Origin of the sequence: Saccharomonospora glauca K62 (assembly GCF_000243395.2) — a bacterium.
Classification (GTDB): Bacteria; Actinomycetota; Actinomycetes; order Mycobacteriales; family Pseudonocardiaceae; genus Saccharomonospora; species Saccharomonospora glauca.
Window position 1 is genome coordinate 2,304,876 of the sequence record NZ_CM001484.1, and the last position, 18,076, is coordinate 2,322,951.

At 70.7% G+C, this 18,076-nt stretch carries 15 protein-coding genes; 7 read left to right on the plus strand and 8 right to left on the minus strand.

What is annotated here, in order from left to right; genetic code table 11:
- Positions 1-27: 27 nt before the first annotated feature.
- A complete protein-coding gene (locus SACGLDRAFT_RS10835) occupies positions 28-768 on the minus strand; it encodes a hypothetical protein (RefSeq protein WP_232283946.1) in 741 nt (246 codons plus the stop codon).
- 782 nt (positions 769-1,550) lie between these two features.
- Here SACGLDRAFT_RS10835 and SACGLDRAFT_RS10840 point away from each other — a divergent pair.
- Positions 1,551-2,645: a CaiB/BaiF CoA transferase family protein gene (locus tag SACGLDRAFT_RS10840; RefSeq protein ID WP_005464534.1), complete on the plus strand. Its 1,095-nt coding sequence runs from the start codon at positions 1,551-1,553 to the stop codon at positions 2,643-2,645.
- 21 nt (positions 2,646-2,666) lie between these two features.
- Positions 2,667-3,590, plus strand: coding sequence for an ornithine cyclodeaminase family protein (locus tag SACGLDRAFT_RS10845; RefSeq protein ID WP_005464536.1), 924 nt, complete (start codon positions 2,667-2,669; stop codon positions 3,588-3,590).
- A 45-nt stretch (positions 3,591-3,635) separates the two neighbouring features.
- Here SACGLDRAFT_RS10845 and SACGLDRAFT_RS10850 read toward each other — a convergent pair whose 3' ends face one another.
- The 3 genes from SACGLDRAFT_RS10850 to SACGLDRAFT_RS10860 form a co-directional block, all read right to left on the minus strand.
- Complete coding sequence (locus tag SACGLDRAFT_RS10850) at positions 3,636-4,382, minus strand: glycerophosphodiester phosphodiesterase family protein (protein WP_005464538.1); 747 nt, start codon at positions 4,380-4,382, stop codon at positions 3,636-3,638.
- Positions 4,383-4,521: 139 nt separating this feature from the next.
- Positions 4,522-5,400, minus strand: a complete 879-nt coding sequence (locus SACGLDRAFT_RS10855) for an NAD(P)-dependent oxidoreductase (RefSeq protein WP_005464539.1) — start codon at positions 5,398-5,400, stop codon at positions 4,522-4,524.
- Entirely contained in the window at positions 5,397-6,299 is a 903-nt protein-coding gene (locus SACGLDRAFT_RS10860) for an NAD(P)-dependent oxidoreductase (RefSeq protein WP_005464541.1), read from the minus strand. Before SACGLDRAFT_RS10860 ends, SACGLDRAFT_RS10855 begins: the two co-directional genes overlap by 4 nt.
- Before the next feature lie 67 nt (positions 6,300-6,366).
- Here SACGLDRAFT_RS10860 and SACGLDRAFT_RS22740 point away from each other — a divergent pair, with 67 nt between their 5' ends.
- The 4 genes from SACGLDRAFT_RS22740 to SACGLDRAFT_RS10870 all read left to right on the plus strand — a co-directional run bounded on the left by SACGLDRAFT_RS22740 (position 6,367) and on the right by SACGLDRAFT_RS10870 (position 12,860).
- Complete coding sequence (locus SACGLDRAFT_RS22740; RefSeq protein ID WP_232283947.1) at positions 6,367-8,463, plus strand: AfsR/SARP family transcriptional regulator; 2,097 nt, start codon at positions 6,367-6,369, stop codon at positions 8,461-8,463.
- On the plus strand, positions 8,448-8,846 hold the full coding sequence (locus tag SACGLDRAFT_RS22745; protein ID WP_232283948.1) for a hypothetical protein: 399 nt from the start codon (positions 8,448-8,450) through the stop codon (positions 8,844-8,846). The genes SACGLDRAFT_RS22740 and SACGLDRAFT_RS22745 overlap by 16 nt, the downstream gene beginning before the upstream one ends.
- Position 8,847: 1 nt before the next feature.
- On the plus strand, positions 8,848-9,573 hold the full coding sequence (locus SACGLDRAFT_RS22750; protein ID WP_232283949.1) for a hypothetical protein: 726 nt from the start codon (positions 8,848-8,850) through the stop codon (positions 9,571-9,573).
- A 95-nt stretch (positions 9,574-9,668) separates the two neighbouring features.
- On the plus strand, positions 9,669-12,860 hold the full coding sequence (locus SACGLDRAFT_RS10870; protein WP_040919872.1) for an amidohydrolase family protein: 3,192 nt from the start codon (positions 9,669-9,671) through the stop codon (positions 12,858-12,860).
- A 34-nt stretch (positions 12,861-12,894) separates the two neighbouring features.
- Here SACGLDRAFT_RS10870 and SACGLDRAFT_RS10875 read toward each other — a convergent pair whose 3' ends face one another.
- Both SACGLDRAFT_RS10875 and SACGLDRAFT_RS10880 read right to left on the minus strand, forming a co-directional pair.
- Complete coding sequence (locus SACGLDRAFT_RS10875) at positions 12,895-13,458, minus strand: NADAR family protein (protein WP_005464547.1); 564 nt, start codon at positions 13,456-13,458, stop codon at positions 12,895-12,897.
- Positions 13,459-13,526: 68 nt separating this feature from the next.
- Complete coding sequence (locus SACGLDRAFT_RS10880) at positions 13,527-14,366, minus strand: arylamine N-acetyltransferase family protein (protein ID WP_005464549.1); 840 nt, start codon at positions 14,364-14,366, stop codon at positions 13,527-13,529.
- 172 nt (positions 14,367-14,538) lie between these two features.
- Between SACGLDRAFT_RS10880 and SACGLDRAFT_RS10885 the strand changes: the two genes are divergently transcribed.
- Positions 14,539-16,224, plus strand: coding sequence for an MDR family MFS transporter (locus SACGLDRAFT_RS10885; RefSeq protein WP_040918927.1), 1,686 nt, complete (start codon positions 14,539-14,541; stop codon positions 16,222-16,224).
- 352 nt (positions 16,225-16,576) lie between these two features.
- Here the strand turns inward: SACGLDRAFT_RS10885 and SACGLDRAFT_RS10890 are convergent, their stop codons facing one another.
- Positions 16,577-17,368: an alpha/beta fold hydrolase gene (locus tag SACGLDRAFT_RS10890; protein ID WP_005464553.1), complete on the minus strand. Its 792-nt coding sequence runs from the start codon at positions 17,366-17,368 to the stop codon at positions 16,577-16,579.
- A 148-nt stretch (positions 17,369-17,516) separates the two neighbouring features.
- Complete coding sequence (locus tag SACGLDRAFT_RS10895) at positions 17,517-18,008, minus strand: DUF4383 domain-containing protein (RefSeq protein WP_005464555.1); 492 nt, start codon at positions 18,006-18,008, stop codon at positions 17,517-17,519.
- Positions 18,009-18,076 lie beyond the last annotated feature (68 nt).

Below are 18,076 nucleotides of genomic sequence, written 5' to 3' on the forward strand. Positions count from 1 at the left end.
CCGTGCTCTCCCCGATCGATCCCCTGGTCAGCTTCCCGCGATTTCGAGGTTCGGGTGCTGAGTGATCTCGCCTTCCTCCAGCAAAGTGGCGAGGCTGGTCCATGCCGCTCCGTAGAGACGGGCGAAGTTCGCCACCAGCACGGTGCAGTGACTCGGCACCGAGGCCAGGAGTTGGGGCCATTCGGCCATCCCGAGCACGTGCCGGTCGAGCCACCGCAGCAAGTTCCGCCCCGTCTCGGTGAACCGCAGGGCGGGGTCCTTCTTCATCTGGTCGAGCGCGTGTTTGAGGTCGTGTGCCAAGGTCTGCCACGACCGTCTTCCGGAGGAGCCGTCGTCTCGCCGCAGCGGAACCGCGGCGCGGGCACGGCGAGAGTGGCCACGACGCGGTTCGGGCACTGGGTCGTCGCCGGCGCGCATCCGCTTCCGCACATCCTGCACGGTCGCGGGGGACACCCCCGCTTGCCTCGCGACCGCACGCAACGACGCCGTGGGGTTCTCGATCAGCAGCTTGCTGGCCAGACGTCTACCGGCGGCGCTGTTCAGCGGACGTCTCCGCCCGTCGCGGCCGATCCGGATGTCCGACTGCGCATTTTGATCAGTTGAACGCCGGCGGAGGGAGCGGATCGTGCCCGCGGCCAGGCCCACCGCGGCGGCGATGCGCCGATCGGACCAGTGCGCGTGTGTCTTGAGAATCCGGATGGCGGCCTCGGTGCGGTCCTGCCGGGAGAGGGGAAGCCCGTGTGCGGTGTTCATCCACACCGACAACACGAAGGCGTCCTCTTCGCTCCCTTGGTAGCATCTGGCCCGAATGTGCCGATCGCCGCGAAGTACCGCGGCACGCAACCGATGAACCCCATCGATGACCCGCATCGACGGCTCGTGTACCACAATGGGCGGTAATTCTTCACCCCATTCTGCAAGATTTTCGATATGGCTTTCGTCCTCACCTGATCGGCGCGGCGACTCCGTCGTGGACAACGCGCTGATCTCCAGTGTGACGATCGGGCACCCTTCCAGTGATCGCCGTGCCCAATCTGCCATGCCGGTGGGGTCAGCTACGGCTCTCTCCTCAGATCTCGGCAGGTCACGCGCTTGCACCATCAATCCCCACAATCGTCGACGCGTCACACCAAGGGCATGTGGAACAAGATTGATTAATCGGGAAGGGTGGCCGAATCGGACGTAATAATGAGCCGAGGAAGCTACTCATCACGTCGTCTAACGGTCCACGTTGCCCGCCCTCAAAATCGACTGCTGAGCAATTTCGCGCACAGCGAAATTTGGCAGTCCGACTGTAGCAACGAAAACTTTCTCGTCGCAACAGGATTGATCACCGCACCGACCGTGACGAACCCGGGTCGCACTGGACCGTTCGAGTGATTTCCCGGAGAGTCCGTTCCGTTTGCCCATTTTCCTGACTGTCTGCTGTGGACCGAAATGGCTCCGCCCCTTCCGTTGACACGGGTTCTGCACTAGAACCGTGGTGATCAACTTTCCGGGAGGGGATGCGAGATGCCAAGTCATCAACACGACGGCTCGGAAGGCAGATCGTGCCGGGTCCGCTGAACGACCTGCGGGTCGTCGAACTCGCCGGCCTCGGTCCGGCCCCCCACGCCGCGATGCTGCTGGCCGACCTCGGCGCCGACGTGGTCAGGATCGAACGACCCGGCGGGAACGGGCCGGATCTCCTGGGTGGGCTGCCCGACCACCTCCTGCGCGGCAGACGCACGATCGTCACGGACCTGAAGACCCCCGAGGGACGTGCGCGTGTGCTCGAACTGGTCGAACGCGCGGACGTGCTGATTGAAGGCTTCCGACCGGGCGTGGCCGAACGCCTCGGTGTCGGCCCCGAGGACTGCCACCGCCGCAACGCGCGCCTCGTCTACGGACGAGTCACCGGATGGGGGCGCTCCGGCCCGCTCTCCGACCGGGCCGGTCACGACATCAACTACCTCTCGCTGACCGGAGCCTTGCACGCCGTCGGGACCCGTGACCGGCCCGTCGCTCCCCTGAACCTGATCGGGGACTTCGGGGGTGGCTCGCTCTTCCTGCTGGCCGGAATCCTGGCCGCGTTGTGGGAACGAGAACGTTCCGGCCTCGGCCAGGTGGTCGACGCGACGATGACCGACGGCGTCGGTCTGCTGATGCACATGATCTGGACCCTCCACGGGAGTGGAGTGTGGAGCGACGAACGGGCGAGCAACCTGCTCGACGGCGGCGCGCCGTTCTACGACACCTACGCGTGCTCCGACGGCCGGTGGGTCGCCGTCGGAGCCATCGAGCCGCAGTTCTACCGCGCCCTGCTCGACGGCCTGGACCTCGCCGGAGAGGAACTTCCCGACCAGTACGACCGTGCGGGCTGGCCGGTGCTGCGAGCCCGGATCGCCGGGGTGTTCGCCACGAAGCCACGGGACCATTGGGCCGAGGTCTTCACCGGCACCGACGCGTGTGTCACACCGGTGCTCTCCCTGGAGGAGGTGGCCGACCACCCCCACAACCGCGCGCGGCAGCGCTTCTTCACCCGCGACGGTGTCCGGCAGCCCAAGCCTTCGCCGGAGTTCTCCCGCACCTCCCCGGACCTGCCGTCCCCGCCTCCTTCACGACCGACGGAGTACGGTGCGGTGCTTCGGGACTGGGAAGCCTGAACAGTCAGCGAAGGAGCCCTGATGACCACGAACTTCTCCGCGGCCGAGGTGCGCGCGGCGGTGCCGATGTCCCACGCGATCGAGGCCGTGCGCGAGGCCTTCGCCGATCTCGCCGCGGGACGTTTCAGCCAGCCGGACCGGCTGGTCTTCGGCACCGCCGACAACGCGGTACTCGTGATGTCGGCCCACCACACCCCCACTGGTGCGGCGGTGGTGAAGACGGCCGGAGTGGTGCTCGACCGCGATCCCGCCATCGTCGCGACCTTGGTCTGGACCGATGCCCTCGGACAGCTCACGGCGGACGCGGCGGCGGTGACCACCTTGCGCACCGGCGCCGCCACCGGCGTGGCCACCGACCTGCTCGCCGACCCCGAGGCCCGGAAACTCGCTCTGCTCGGCGCCGGAGAGCAGGCCGCGGACCAGGTGCGCGCGGTGGCGGCCGTTCGCGAGATCACCGAACTGACCGTCTACAACCGGGGCGCCGAACGAGCGAAACGACTGGTCGCCGCGTTGCGGGAGGAGTTCCCGGAGATGCGCATCGACGTGGCGGACACCGCGGCCGACGCCGTCGGTGACGCCGACGTGGTGTGCTGCGTCACCTCCGCGTCCGACCCACTCTTCGAGCTGTCGGACCTTCCCGAGCGGGTTCACGTCAACGCCATCGGCTCGTTCCGGCCAACGATGCGCGAGCTGCCGGACGACCTCGTGAAGACGGCATCCGTCGTGGTGGTCGACCAGCTCGGCGCGGCCAGGGAAGAGGCGGGCGAGATCCACCACGCCCTGAAGCACGGGCTGCGCGCGGAAAGCGACATCGAGGAGCTCGGCACCGCCCTGACCACCCGCCCGGACCGAGTGGGGCGCACCGTCTTCAAGTCGGTGGGGGTGGCCGCCCAGGACTGGGCCGTCGCACGGTTGCTCGCGCGGTACGCGCGTACCGAGTCCTGACCTTCTTCGCGGAAACGGCGGTGCGACCTCGGCTAGCCACCGCCTTCAGGCGGGCACGGGTGGGCGCACGTCCTCGAAGATCACGTTGGCGTCGTGCCGACGCGCGACGTCCTGGTGTCGGGGTGTGCGCACCGTCCACAACAGAAGGGGCACGCCCAGGACCCGACGCCAGCCGGAGACCCACGCGTCCGGCATCGCGGTGACGTCGTAGGCGAGGAAGTGCGGGCGGGTGACGACGTTGCCGGCGAAGGTGCGCAGCAACGCCTTCTGGACGCGTGGCAGAGGCCGGTCCGGCTTGGAGGTGGCGAGCTGGCCACGTAACACGGCGGGGTGTTCGTGACGGAACCACGCGAGGACGCGCGGGTCGAACGACTGGATCGCCACGGGACCGCGGTAGGCGCGCAGCAGTCTTGCGACCGCGGGACCGATGCGGCGGGCGGGAGCGCCGGGTTTGATCTCGACGAGGACGGGGACCCGCCCGGCGACGTGGTCGAGCACGTCGCCGAAGAGCGGGACGGTGGCCTCGGTGTCGAGCAGGGTGAGGCGGGAGACCTCCCGCGCGGTGAGGGTGGCGACCTTCGCGCCGCTTCGGGTCATGCGGGCGAGGTCGTCGTCGTGCATGACGACGAGCCGGTCGTCGACGGTGAGGTGGACGTCGAGTTCGATGCCGTAGCCCGCGGCGAGGGCGGCGTCGAAGGCGGGCAGGCTGTTCTCGGGTCGGTGGGCGTCGTGCAGGCCCCGATGGGCGATCGGAGTGGTTCGCAGCCAGTCGGCGCCCGCCGGTGTGTTCACGTGTCCTCCTCGTCGCCCGCGCCAACGTAGCGGACCGGGTGGAAGGACCGTCACGTGCGGGGTGGGAGTCCGGGTTCTCCCCTCGATTTCGGGTGCGCGCCCGGTGCGTTTCCTCGCGGACCCACCGGGCGCGCGAGTCTCACCGGTTTCCGATCACCTCGTAGAGGCTGGGCCAGCCGTCCTTGCCGTGCCCCGCGGCGAGGACGCGGTGATAGTAGGACTGCACCGCGCGTGGCAGCGTGGCATCGATGCCCGCGGCGTCGCTGGCACCGACGATGTGGTCGGCGGTGGCGCCCATCATGGTGGCGGTCGCGCCGTCACCGGGGTACTCCCCTCGTTCGAGCTGTTCGGCGACTCCTTTCAAAAAGTACGGCATCATGTCGAACATCTCGGTGGCGTAAGGGGCGAACGTCGTCTCGGTAACCCCCGCGGCCCTCATCAACGCCGTCGCGTGCAGGTAGGCCGCCAACGACGTCAGGAAGATGTCGAGGTGCGCCTGGTAGTAGAGCTGGGCGAGCGCGTGGTCCTCCCCTCGGTAGTCGGGCCTGCCGAGCACCGCGAGCGTGTTCGCGTGCGCGTCGAAGGAGTCTCGGGGGCCGCTGTAGAAGACGTAGGACCGCTCGGTGCCCACCAGTTCCCCGGACACCATGACCCCGCCGACGAGCGGGCGGGCGCCGTGTCCGGCCAGCCAGCTCGCCGCCTCGGTGGTCCGTTGTGGAGTGTCGGAGCTGAGGTTGACGATCAGCTTGCCCGCCAAGGCCTCCGTGGCGGTGGACAGGATGTCGTCCATGGCTCGGTAGTCAGTGAGGCTGAGGATCACCAATTCGCTCGCGGCCAGGGCCTCGGCGATGGTCTCGGCGTGGGTCGCGCCGAAAGCGACCAGGGGCGTGGCCTTGGAGGGGGTGCGGTTCCACACCGTCACGGGATGTCCCGCGTCGAGCAGACAGCGAACCATGGCCCGTCCCATGGGACCCAGGCCGATGACGGTGACGGGTTCGCGGGTGGTGTCGGTGGTCATGCCGAAGCTCCTGTGGTGTTCGTCGATGCGGTGAGGTAGTCGATGACGCCGGTGATGTCCTCGTGGCCGAAACCCTCGGCGACACGGCGGCGCAGTAGCCGTCCCAGGGGGTCGAGCAGCAGCGGGTTCATCCCACGGTCGCGGGCGACGGCGAGGAAACCCTCGTAGGCGGTGGCTTGCATAGCGAGGTTGGAGGCGACGTCACGGGCGTGGTCGCCGTCGTCGATCCGCTCGGCCGCCGAGGAGGCCCAGCCGACCATGCCGGTCAACCACTCGCGTAGCACGGGGGCGAACTGGCGGGCGGTGACACCGCCGGTGCGCACGAGCGCGAAGGCGTGCAGGATGCCGCCGAACAGGCCGTACATGCCGCTGAGCAGCGCCGTGTCCTGTAAGGCGGCCAGGCTCGGGTCGCTGCCGAGGTAGCGGACGTCGCCGAAGGCCTCCAGCGCGGGGCGAGCCGTCTCCAGGGCGCTGGGCGAGCCGCTGTAGAGGACGAAGGCCGACGGGGTCCCGATCTGCGGTGGGACGGCCATGATGCCGCCGTCGAGGAAGTCTGCGCCGTGGGAGGCGGCCCAGGACGCCAGCTCGGCGGAGCCCTCGGGCGTGGTGTTGGTGACGTTGACCAGGGTGCGCCCGGTCAGCGCGCTCGCGTGGTCGTCGAGGACGTCGTGGACCGAGGCGTGGTCGAGCAGGCAGGTGACGATCACGCGGCTCGCGGCCAGGGCCTCGCCGACGTCGCCCGCCCGCGCCGCACCGCGAGTGATCAGGGGCGTGGCCCTGGAGGCGGTGCGGTTCCACACCGTCACGGCGTGGCCCGTGTCGAGCAGGGCCGAGGCCAGGGCCGTGCCCATGGTTCCCAGACCGAGCACGGTCACGGAGAGAGGTGGTCGTTCGTGCATGCCCTCACGGTGGCGGGTTCGGCGCACGAAATTCGCACGCGCGACGCACGACGGCGGAGGAGTCACCGTGCCTCGCTACGGTGATCCCGTGCGTTTCGGGGTGTTGGGACCACTGGCGGTGTGGACGGACGCGGGCACGCCGGTGCGAGTCCGGGAGGGCAAGGTCCGGGCCTTGCTGGCGGTGTTGGTCCTCAACGCGGGCGGGGAGGTGCCGCTCGGGCGGATCGTCGAGGCGGTGTGGGACGGCGCCGCGCCCGCGGACCCGGCCAACACCGTGCAGACCAAGATCTCCCAACTCCGGCGCGTGCTGCGGACCGCCGAGCCGGGCGCCGACGCGCTGGTGGCGCGGCGCGGCGGCGGCTACGTGCTGGACGTGGACGACACCGCGGTCGACGCCTCTCGTTTCCGGCTGCTGACGGCGCGAGCGGCCGGGGTGCGCGACCCGGAGACCAAGGCCGCGCTGCTCGGCGAGGCGCTCACGTTGTGGCGTGGGGAGCCGTTGGCCGAGTTCGACCAGCCCGTACTCGTCGCCGAGGCCACCCGGTTGTCGCAACGGGAGCTGGCCGCCCGCGAGGAGCTGGCGCGGGCCCGCCTCGACACCGGCACCGACGTCACCGGGCTGGCCGAGGAACTGGCCGAGCTCGTGGCGCGGCACCCGCTGCGGGAACGCCTGCGGGCCCTGCACATGCACGCCCTCTACCGCGAAGGCCGTCAGGAGGAGGCGCTGGCCGCCTTCACCGACCTGCGGACCCGGCTGGTCGACGAGCTCGGCGCCGAACCCGGCCCGGAGATCTCCCGGTTGTACGAGGCGATCTTGCGGCACGATCCCGTACTCGGTGCCCCGCCGACGAAGACGCGCCGGAGCGCGACGGAGCACGGGAACACCAACCTGCCGGTGCCGTTGACCGAGCTCATCGGACGTGACTCCGCCGTCGACGCCGTACGTGCGGCCCTGCGCCGCTCCCGGCTGGTGACCCTCACCGGCCCCGGCGGGGTCGGCAAGACCCGGCTCGCCGTCGAGGTCGGTTCCCGCGAGCGCCCGACGACTCGCGACGGCGTGTGGCTGGTGGAATTGGCCGGGCTCGAACGCGGGCACACCGGACGGCCGGTGCCGGACGACCACGTCGCCGACGCGCTGGCCGGGGTGCTCGGGATCCGGGAGAGCGTCGGCCCCGGTGGGCCCGCGATGCTCGACCAGCTCGTCGACGCGTTGCGCGATCGGCGGGTGCTGCTGGTGGTCGACAACTGCGAAGCGGTGCTCGATCCCGTGGCCGCGGTGGTGAGCCGGCTGTTGCGCGCGTTGCCGGAGTTGCGAGTGCTGGCCACCAGCCGGGAACCCCTCGGAGTGACGGGGGAACTGGTGTGGGAGGTACCCCGCTGGGCATTCCGGACCGGCCGTCGTCGGGCCCGGCGAACCACGACGCCGCGGCCGTGCGGCGGGCCCTGGCCTTCAGTTCGGTGCGGCTGTTCGTCGCCCGCACCCGGGCCGCCGATCCCGGATTCACGCTCACCCCGGACACCGTGGCGGCCGTCAGCGAGATCTGCCGCAGACTCGACGGACTGCCGCTGGCGCTGGAGCTGGCGGCCACCCGCCTGCGGGGGCTGGGACCCCACGAGCTGCTGTCGCGATTGGACGATCGATTCCGGTTGCTCACCCGTGGGCCGCGGGACGTGCCGGAACGGCAGCGCACCCTACGGGCTGTCATCGAGTGGAGCTGGCGGCTGCTGGAGGACCCGGAGCGGGTGGTGTTGCGGCGGTTGGCCGTGCACACCGGCGGCGCCGGGCTGGCCGAGGCCGAAGTTGTGTGCGCGGGCGAGGACGTGGCCCGCGAGGACGTGGCCGATCTCCTGGCGCGGCTGGTCGACCGGTCACTCGTCGTGCGAAAGCCCCACGGCACCGCCACCCGATACCGGTTGCTGGAGTCGGTGGCCGCCTACGGCCTCGACCGGCTCGCCGCTGCCGGGGAGCTCGATGCGACCCGCCTCCGGCACGCCGGGGTGTACGCGGAGCTGGCGGCGGCGGCCGACGACGGCCTGCGCGGTCCGAACCAATGCTGCTGGCTCGCAGAGCTCGACGTCGAGTCGGCCAACCTCCACACCGCCGTGGACACCCTGCTCGCCGCGCGGGAATGGACTGCCGCCGCCCGGATGGCGACCACCCTGACCTGGTACTGGTTCCTGCGAGGCAGGCTCTCCGCGGCGCGCCGGATGCTGCGGGCGGTCCTCGCCGCGGCGGAGGGCGAGAGCGCTGCGAGCATCGAGAAAGACGTGGTGTCGGCGTGGCTGGCGGGCCTGGAGCTGGTGTCCGGTCACCGGCGTTCCCCCGCCGTGATCCCTCTCGTGGAACGGATGCTGCGCGCTCCGCGCGGACGGGCTCGCACCCGGGCGTTGTGGTGGTTGGGCCACACGCTCGGCACGGTCGGAGACCTCAAGGGCGCGGAGCTGGCCACGCGCGATGCGGTGGAGGACTGTCGCGCGTCCGGGGACCGTTGGGGGGCTGGCCGCCGCCCTCAGCGAGCGTGCGGGGCAGGCCCTCGCCCGCGGTGAGTTGCCCGAATCCCACGCCGCCGCCGAGGAGAGCGAGGCGTTGTTCGGTGAGCTCGGCGACCGCTGGGGACAGTTGCAGGCCGCGTTCGCCATCGGCACGTTGGCCGAATTGCGCGCCGACTACGACCTGGCCGAACAGCGTTTCCGTGCGGCGCTGGAGATGGCCACGGAACTCGACCTGCGGCCCGAGATGTCCTACCAGACCTCGTGGTTGGGGCGGGTGGCGCTGCTGCGCGGCGACCTCGTCGAGGCGCGGGTGTTACACGAACGCGCGATGCGACTCGCCACCGAGCAGGGCTTCACCCCCGGCGAGATGTACGCGCGTCTCGGGCTCGCGCTCGGGCTGCGCCGCGAGGGCAAGCCCGACGACGCGGAACGGCACCTGAAGCTGCTGCTCGCCTGGCACCGCGACCACGACGCGCCGTCCGGCGAAGCGCTCGTGCTGGCGGAGTTGGGGTTCATCGCCGAACTGCGAGGGGACGCGGAGCTGGCGAGGCGCACGCAGCGGGAGGGACTCGCCGCGGCTCGCCGTAGCCGGGATCCCAGGGCCGTCGCGCTCGGGGTGGAGGGACTGGCCGGGGCCGAGGCGCTCGCGGGCAACACCCGGCGGGCACGACGACTGCTGGCGGTGGCCGCCCGGCTCCGGGAGGGGGTGGGAACCCCGTTGCGGCCCGGTGAGCGCGGCGACGTGGAGCGCATCGCCGCTCGCGTCGCCGCCGGGAAGTGACCGGTTCCGGCCGTCACATCCCACGTTTCGCCGATACCGCCCGGCAGAGGCGTGTACCAGTGTTGATCTTCGGATCTTCACCGGGAAGGGTGGCGATACTCGTGCTCTACCGCAGGATCGTGTCACGCCGCGTGACCATCAAGCTCGTGGGGCCGACCGCCGTGGGACTCGCGGCCGTGCTCACCACCGGATTGGCGGCCGTGCCGCATCCGCGTGCCGCGGCCGAGACCGAGGTGATCCCGGTGACCGTCACCGAGGGCACCAACCTCACCGCCGCTGCCGCGCCGGACGGCAGCGTGGTCATGGACCTGCAGGGGCTGCTCTTCCGGGTCCCCGAGGGTGGTGGGAAGGCCGAGCGGCTGACCTCGGTGGAGGACGAAGCCGCGATGCCCGACGTGGGACCGGACGGCCGTATCGCCTACCAGAGCTACGCCGACGGCCGGTTCCACATCTGGATCACCGACGCGGACGGCGGCAACCCGGTGCAGCTCACCCACGGCGGGTTCGACGACCGGGAACCCCGTTGGTCGCCCGACGGCACCACGATCGCGTTCTCGTCCGACCGCGGTGGCACCTACGACATCTGGACCGTCGACGTCGTCACCGGCGAGCTCACCCGCCGCACCGACGACCCCGGACAGGAGTACACCCCCACCTGGCATCCCGACGGGCGGAGCCTGGCCTACGTCGGGGACGAGGGAATCGCCGAGGTGGCCGCCGACGGCACCACTCGTACCCTCGTCCCCGCACCCGACGGCGAGGTGATCCTGCACGCTCCTTCCTGGTCGCCGGACGGCGAGCGGCTGGCCTACGTGCGCCAGGAGGGCACTCGCGCCGATCTCGTCGTCGACGACCGCGCCGTCACCGACGACGAGGACGTGTTCCTCTTCGCCGCCGAGTGGCTCGACGACCACCGGGTGCTCTACACCGCCGACGGCGCGCTGCGCACCCGCGACCTTGAGGCGGGAACCACCCGCGACGTGCCGTTCGAGGCGACGTTCGAGCTGCCGCGCGTCGACTACCGGCGCAAGGAGCACGATTTCGACGACCGCTCGCGCCACCGCGTGCGCGGCATCCTCACCCCGGCGTTGTCACCGGACGCGCGGCAGGTGGCGTTCGTGGCGTTGAACGACCTGTGGCTCATGCCGATCGACGGCAAGCCGCGCCGGCTCACCCACGACCAGTTCGCCGAGAGCAACCCGGTGTTCTCCCCCGACGGGCGGTACCTCGCCTACGCCGCCGACCGCGCCGGTACTCCCGACCTGTACGTGCGGGATCTGCGTAATGGTCGGGAGCGTCGGGTCACCGCGCTCGACGGTGCCGAGGTGTCCCCCGCGTTCTCGCCGGACGGGAGGAAGCTGGCCTTCCAGGACCAGGACGGCGCCACCTACGTGCTCGACCTGCGCACCGGGAAGGTGCGGCAGGTGGTGTCGTCGTTGTTCGGCCCCGGACGGCCGAGCTGGTCGGCCGACGGGAAGACGCTGGCGTTCGCGGCGGTCAAGCCGTATTCGGCGCGGTTCCGGGAAGGCACCAGCCAGATCCTCACCGTCGACGTCGCCACCGGGCAGCTGACCTACCACGCTCCCGGTGAGGACCACGCCTCGATCTCCACGCGCGGCGACGACGGTCCGGTGTGGTCGCCGGACGGACGGTCGATGGCGTTCGTGGTCGACTCCACGTTGCGGATCATGCCGGTGGCCGCCGACGGTACCCCGCGCGGCCCGGCCCGCGAACTCAACGGGGAGATCGCCGACGCGCCCTCCTGGAGCGGGGACTCCACGCGGCTGCTGTATCTGTCGAATGGGACTCTGCGGCTGGCCGACGTCACCACCGGCAAGGCCCGAGACATCGACGTGCCCTTGTACTACCGGCCCGACGTCGCGCGGGGTCGCACCGTCATCCATGCCGGGGCGTTCTGGGACGGCGAGAGCCGAGGACTGCGTCACGACGTCGACATCGTCGTGCGGGACAACCGCATCGAGTCGGTGACCCCGCATCGCGAGAGCACCCATCACCGCGGCCGGTTCGTCGACGCCTCCGACCTCACCGTGATGCCCGGACTCATGGACTCCCATGTCCACCAGGAGTACGAGTCCCGCTTCTACGGCGACCGACAGGGCCGCATCAGCCTCGCCTACGGCATCACCTCCACCCTGTCGGTGGGCGACCAGGTGTATCGGGCGCTGGAGGACCGTGAGTCACTCGACTCCGGAGCCCGCGTCGGCCCCCGCTTCTACGCCACCGGCGAGCCGATCGACGGCTCGCGCGTCTACTACAACTTCATGCGCCCCACCACCAGTGACGAGCAGGTGGAGTGGGAGTTGTCGCGGGCAAAGGCCCTCGACTACGACATGATCAAGACCTATGTGCGGTTGCCCGCCGACCGCATGCGAACGGTGATCGACACGGCCCACGAGCTGGGGGTGCCCTCGGCGTCGCACTACCTGTCGCCCGGCGCGCACCTCGGCCAGGACGGCACCACTCACCTGGCCGCCACTCAGCGCCTCGGCTACGCGCGCACGCTCACGGCCACCGCCACCACCTACGGTGACGTCGTCGCCCTCTACGGGAAGGGTGAGCGTTCGGTGACGGCCACGCTGTTCACCACCGAGTTCCTGGGTGCCGAGGAGATCGGCTCCGACCCGAGGCTGGCGCTGTATCCGTCGTGGACCCGCGAGAAGCTGCTCGACGAGACCCGCGATAACACCGCTCCGCCGTCGGACCCGAACTGCGAGGGCGCCGACTGCCGCGAGGTGCAAGCCCTGCGGGCCATCGCCGACGCGGGAGGCCGCGTGGTCGCGGGTACCGACGCGCCGCTGACGTACGTGGGGATAGGGGTGCACGCCAACCTGCGGGAGCTCGTCGGCTACGGCTGGACCCCGTACGACGCGCTGCGCACCGCCACCGTCAACGCCGCCGAGAACCTCGGGGTCGCCGAGGACGTGGGCACGCTGGAGCCGGGCAAGCTGGCCGACCTGCTGCTGGTGCGGGGCGACCCGCTGCGGGACATCGACGCCGCGATGCGCGTCGAGGCCACTATGGTCGGCGGCCACCTGTACACCCGCGACGAGCTGCTGGCGCCCTACACCCGCGATCACGGCGTCACCACGGCGTCCGCGACCGTCGGCGAGGACGCCGCTCCCGCCCCGGCCACGGTGGTGTCGGAGTGGGCGGACCCCGAGGCGGGGTCGCGTTACTGGTGGCACGCCCCCGAGGTGGTCGCCGCCGACTACGCCCACTCCTGCAGTGCCTACGACCACCTCGGCCGCTCCCACGTTCACCCGTGAGGTGAGCGGCTCCTCCTCGGCCGGGCAAGGGCGCTCAGGCCGAGGAGGAGAGCCTCTCCCGCGTCTCGGTCAACGCGAAGCCCAGCAGGTTCAGCCCCCGCCACCGGCTCGGGTCCTCGGCGCGGGGATCGTCGGCGGCCAGGCCGATTCCCCAGATCCGATCCACCGGGCTGGCCTCCACCAGTACCCGGTCCCCGGTGTCGAGCAGGAACCGGCGCAGCTCAGTGTGCTGGCCGAACTTCGCCAGGCAGCCCGCCAGCACGATGTCGTACCGGCACTGCCGCCATCGGTGTTCGTCGAAGCCCCGGACCCCGCGACCCAATTCCTTGGCACGACGTGGGTGGGGCGCCCGCAGGATCGCCTCCGCGCTGTCCCGGTCGCCGAACAGCATCGCCTTGCGCCACATCATGTAGTGCTCGGCGGTGGCGAACTCCCGGCCGTCGACGGTGAACGGAGCGGGCCACCACTGACTCAGGCAGCCCCGCCCGACTCGGCCGTCCCGTTCGGGGCGATGGCCCCAGAAGAACAGGAACTCGACCCGCTGTCCCCGTCGTATCCGGTCGATCACCTCGGCAATGGCCGTCGATGGAGTGTCCACGACTGATGATCATGCCCGGCGGGCGACTCGGCGGACGACCGATTTCCCGGCCGGGCACGTCCGGCGCATTACTTCCCCGCGTACACCTTCCGCAGCCGAGCCAGTTCGATGTCGTCCACGACGATGCCCAGGGAACGCAGCACCTCGCCCAGCTCGGTGGCGGTGATCTCCCGCGACTCGGCCGGGCGCCCGTCGGCGTATTCGACCCGGTACTCGCGGCCGAGCAGTTTGCGGCAGGTCCCGTGGGCCTTGCGTTGGACGATGAGCCGTCGCGTGAACGGTGAGTCGGGGTGTGTGGCGATGTAGTGGTTGGCCACTACGTAGTCGACGAGCCGCTGCGGGGTCTCGTCGAAGCCGTGTCCGATCCGCCAGGTGCCGTTGGTGAAGGCCTCCAACAGCCAGTACGGGCCTTCGCGCCGCAGACGGAACGGCCACCCTCCGTGGTCGGTGTAGGCGCCCTCGGTCAACGGAAGCGGCACCAGCAGGCCCGACCCGAATCCCACGTCGACGAGGAAGCGTTCCTTGCCGAGCCGGACGAGCGACATCAGGTGGGTCAACGGCGCGTCCGGTTCGTCGAAGCCCACCCGCGCCATGCATCGGGTGACCTCGTAACCCAGCCGCTCCAGGACCGCCGCGAACAGCAGCCCGTGTTCGAAGCAGTACCCTCCGCGCTGTCGGCGCACGAGTTTGTCGACGATGGCGGGCAGTTCCAGGCTCGGAGTCCGGCCCAGCATGACCTCGACGTTGTCGAACGGGATCGTTCTCACATGCGCCTCGTGCAACACCGCGAGTCCCGGCACCGATACGGAAGGCGTGGGGAGACCGATCCGGCGCAGGTAGGCGTCGAGATCGAGGGCGTCGACGTTCCAGTCCAGCGTGGGAATGGCCGTCGTCAATTCGGTCGTCACCAGCTCACCGTTGCACCTTCACCGCGGTCGAGGTCAAGCGGCCGCCCCACACCGAAATAGTTGCAACACGCAAGCTTTTTCGTTAGCCTTGTTAAGTACCTCTATCGTGTCCCGAACTCCGTCTTTTTCGAAAGGAGCTACTACGTCGTCCGCGCCCACCGCCACCGTCTCGATGCCTCACCGGCAGATCCTCAAAGCCTTCACCGGTCTGCTGTCCGCCTTGCTGGTGGCGATGTTGTCCTCCACCATCGTCTCCAGCGCACTACCCACCATCCTCGCCGACCTGCACGGCACCCAGGGCCACTACACGTGGGTGGTCACCGCGATGCTGCTGACCTCCACGGCCACGACCCCGATCTGGGGCAAGCTGTCGGACCTGTTCAGCAAGAAGGTGCTCTACCAGACGGCGATCGTGATCTTCACCGTCGGCTGTGTGCTCGGTGGCTTCGCCCAGTCCATGCCGCACCTCATCGCCTTCCGTGCCCTGCAGGGCATCGGCATGGGCGGCCTGCAGGCCCTCATCCAGGCCGTCATCGCCGCGATGATCGCACCCCGTGACCGCGGCCGCTACGCCGGTTACATCGGCGCCACCTTCGCCGTCGCCACCGTCTCCGGCCCCCTCGTGGGTGGCTTCATCGTGGACTCGCCGCTCGGCTGGCGCTGGTCGTTCTGGGTGTGCGTCCCCATCGCCGTCGTCTCCTTCATCCTGCTCGGCCGCACCCTGAAACTGCCCGTGGTCAAGCGCGACGTCTCCATCGACTGGCTCGGCGCCACCCTCATCGTCGGCGGCGTGGCCGTGCTGCTGATCTGGATCACCCTCGCGGGCAAGGACTTCCCCTGGTGGGGCCCCCACACGGCCGCACTGCTCGGCGGGGCCGCCCTTCTGATCGCCGCGGCGATCGTCGTCGAGAGCAAGGTGCGGGAACCCGTCGTGCCGCTGCACCTGTTCCGCAACCGCACCTTCACCCTCTCCGTTATCGGGTCCCTCGCCGTGGGCACCGCGATGTTCGGCGGCACCGTCTTCCTGGTGCAGTACTTCCAGATCGCGCGCGGCTTCTCCCCCACGATCGCGGGTCTGCTGACCCTGCCGATGGTGGGAGGCATGGTGGGCTCCTCCACGATCGTCGGCCGGATCGTCTCGCGGGTCGGGCGCACCAAGCCGTTCCTCGTGGCGGGCTCCCTCGTGCTGCTGCTCGGCCTGGCCCTGTTGTCCCAGGTCGACCACGACACCAACCTCTGGCAGATGGGTGTGTTCCTCGCGCTCATGGGTATCGGTGTGGGCTCGGTGATGCAGAACCTCGTGCTCGCCGCGCAGAACACCGTCGGCATGAGCAACGTCGGCGCCGCCACCGCCACCGTGACCTTCTTCCGCACGCTCGGGGGCGCCACCGGAGTCTCCGCCCTCGGCGCGGTGCTCGCCTCGCGGGTGTCCGACCTGGTGGCCCAGTCCCTGGCCGCCCGAGGCGTCCCCGCCACCGGCGGCATCCCCGGTGGCGGCAACCTCGACGTGGAAGCACTGCCCGCGCCGATGCAAGAGATCGTGCGCGCCGCCTACGGCGACGCCACGGGGACACTCTTCCTCATCTCGGCCCTCATCGCGGTGGTCACCGTGCTCGCCGTGGTCTTCATCCGCGAGACACCGCTACGGGACACCCTCGACCTCGACGAGGGCCCCGATGAGGAACCGCGACCGGTGCGGCCCTCCGCCGCCGGGCACCGTCCGGCCTCCGGGCACGCGACCAACCCGCGGCTGGCCTGCGCCCGGCCTCGGACCGACTCCCGGCCCGAACCCCGGCGGCCGATGCCGGGAGCGCATCGCCCGCCCACCCCGCACGTAACCACCACCCGCGACACCTGACGGCGCGGCGAACCCGCGAGCGGCCCGCCGCGTCGCAACGCCGACTCCGGCGCAGCGACCGATGGGCCGCCCCCCTGGGAGGCGGGAGCCGGTGAGCCCGCGACACGGGCACACGAGGGTGAAGCCCGGATGGCGGGCGTGCCGCCCACGGGGGGCGGTGCTCCCCGACACGCTCACCGGCCGGGCATCGGACCGCGCGAACACGGTCGGGACGGCCGACGGGAAAACCGCCTTCGGCCGGTGACGCTCCGGGGCCGTGGCCGACGCGGTGCGCACCGACGGCGCGACGGTGGCCACGAAACTCCCGCGCACCGGCCCCGGCGGAGAGCCGTTCCGCCGTCTTCGACCGGGGTCAGGACGCCACGCTCGCCGGGGTCTCGGCGGCGTTGAGGAAGTCGATCAGCTCGGTGGTGAAGCCGGGGGCGCGCAGGGCACTCATGTGGTTTCCGGGCACCCTGCGCACCATCGCGGTGCGCAGGGCTCCGGCGAGCACCTCGGGACGCGCGGCCAGCGGGTCGTCGTCGCCGGTGAGCACGAGCGTGGGGGCCTCGATGCGGTTGAGCGGGATCGGCCGGGCGTGCACGGAGGCCGCCTGGGCCGCCAACGCCGCCCGGTCGGCACCGATCGCGTCGGCGAAGACCCGGAACGGGGCGGCCGGGGAACCGGCGAGCGAGGCCGGGTCGTCGGACCGCAACGCCTCCACCAACGCCTCGGCGGGAATCACCCGCGTGTCCACCCCGCCGAGCTCCACGGCTCCCGCGCCCACGCCACCGACGACCAGGCGCCGGACCCGCCGGTCCCGCGCCGCGGTGAGCAACGCGACGATCGACCCCATCGAGTACCCCACCAGATCGACGGCGGGTTCGGCGAGCACGTCGAGCAGCGTCACGACGTCCTCGGCCATGCGCGGTTCGCCGTAGTAGGCCGGGTCGTGGGGCTTGTCGGAGTCGCCGTGGCCCCTGGCGTCGATCGTGGCCACACGGCGTCCCGACTCGACGAGTTTGCGGACGATGCCCAGCGCCTCCCAGTTCGTGCGCCCGCTGGCACCGAAACCGTGGTGCAGCAGCACCAGCGGCAGCTCGGAGTCCTGCTCCCAGCACCGGTAGGAGATCTCGACGCCATCGGTGGCACGGAAGCGGGGCATGCGACGCGGCCCTCCTCGGAAGCTGTCCCACTGCTTGCGGCCCGGCCAGCCTACCGACGATCTCGGCGGGCGAGGCCGTGCCGGACGGGCGGGGAGACGTACGGCACGTCCGAGGAGGGAGTGGGTTCCGGGCGGATCGATACCGCTGCTACGACTGCGCTTCGCGTTCCTCGGGCGGTTCCGGATACACGTTGTGCCGTCGTTCGACCGTCGTCGCCAGCACCCCGAGCCCGATCATGCCGAGCCCCAGGCCGAGGTGGAGCCAGTCGTCGGCACGGTTGAGCGGCACGAAGTTCGCCGCGCTGTCGTCGTGGGTGCCGACCCCGTAGACCCACAGCAACAGGTAGACACCTCCGCCGACGATGAGGTAGCCGCGTGAGGCGGCCGCGCGGGTGGCCGCCGCGATCCCCGCGACGCCGAACAGCAGGTGCACCAGGTTGTGCAGGATCGACACGGCGAACACTCCGAAGAGGAACGCGTCCGAATCGGGGCCCGCGAACGTCATCTCCCCGACCCCCTCGGTGAGTCCGGGCACGAAACCCGCGACACCGACGAGGACGAACACGATTCCGACGACGAGGGCGAACACCCGGACCAGACGGTGCTCGTCCGACACCTGAGGGCTGACATCCTGCGACACGGGCTGCTCCTTCGTGGTGCCCACTCCCGGCTCGGGAGCGGAGGGTCGTCCACGCCGAGGGCTACCCG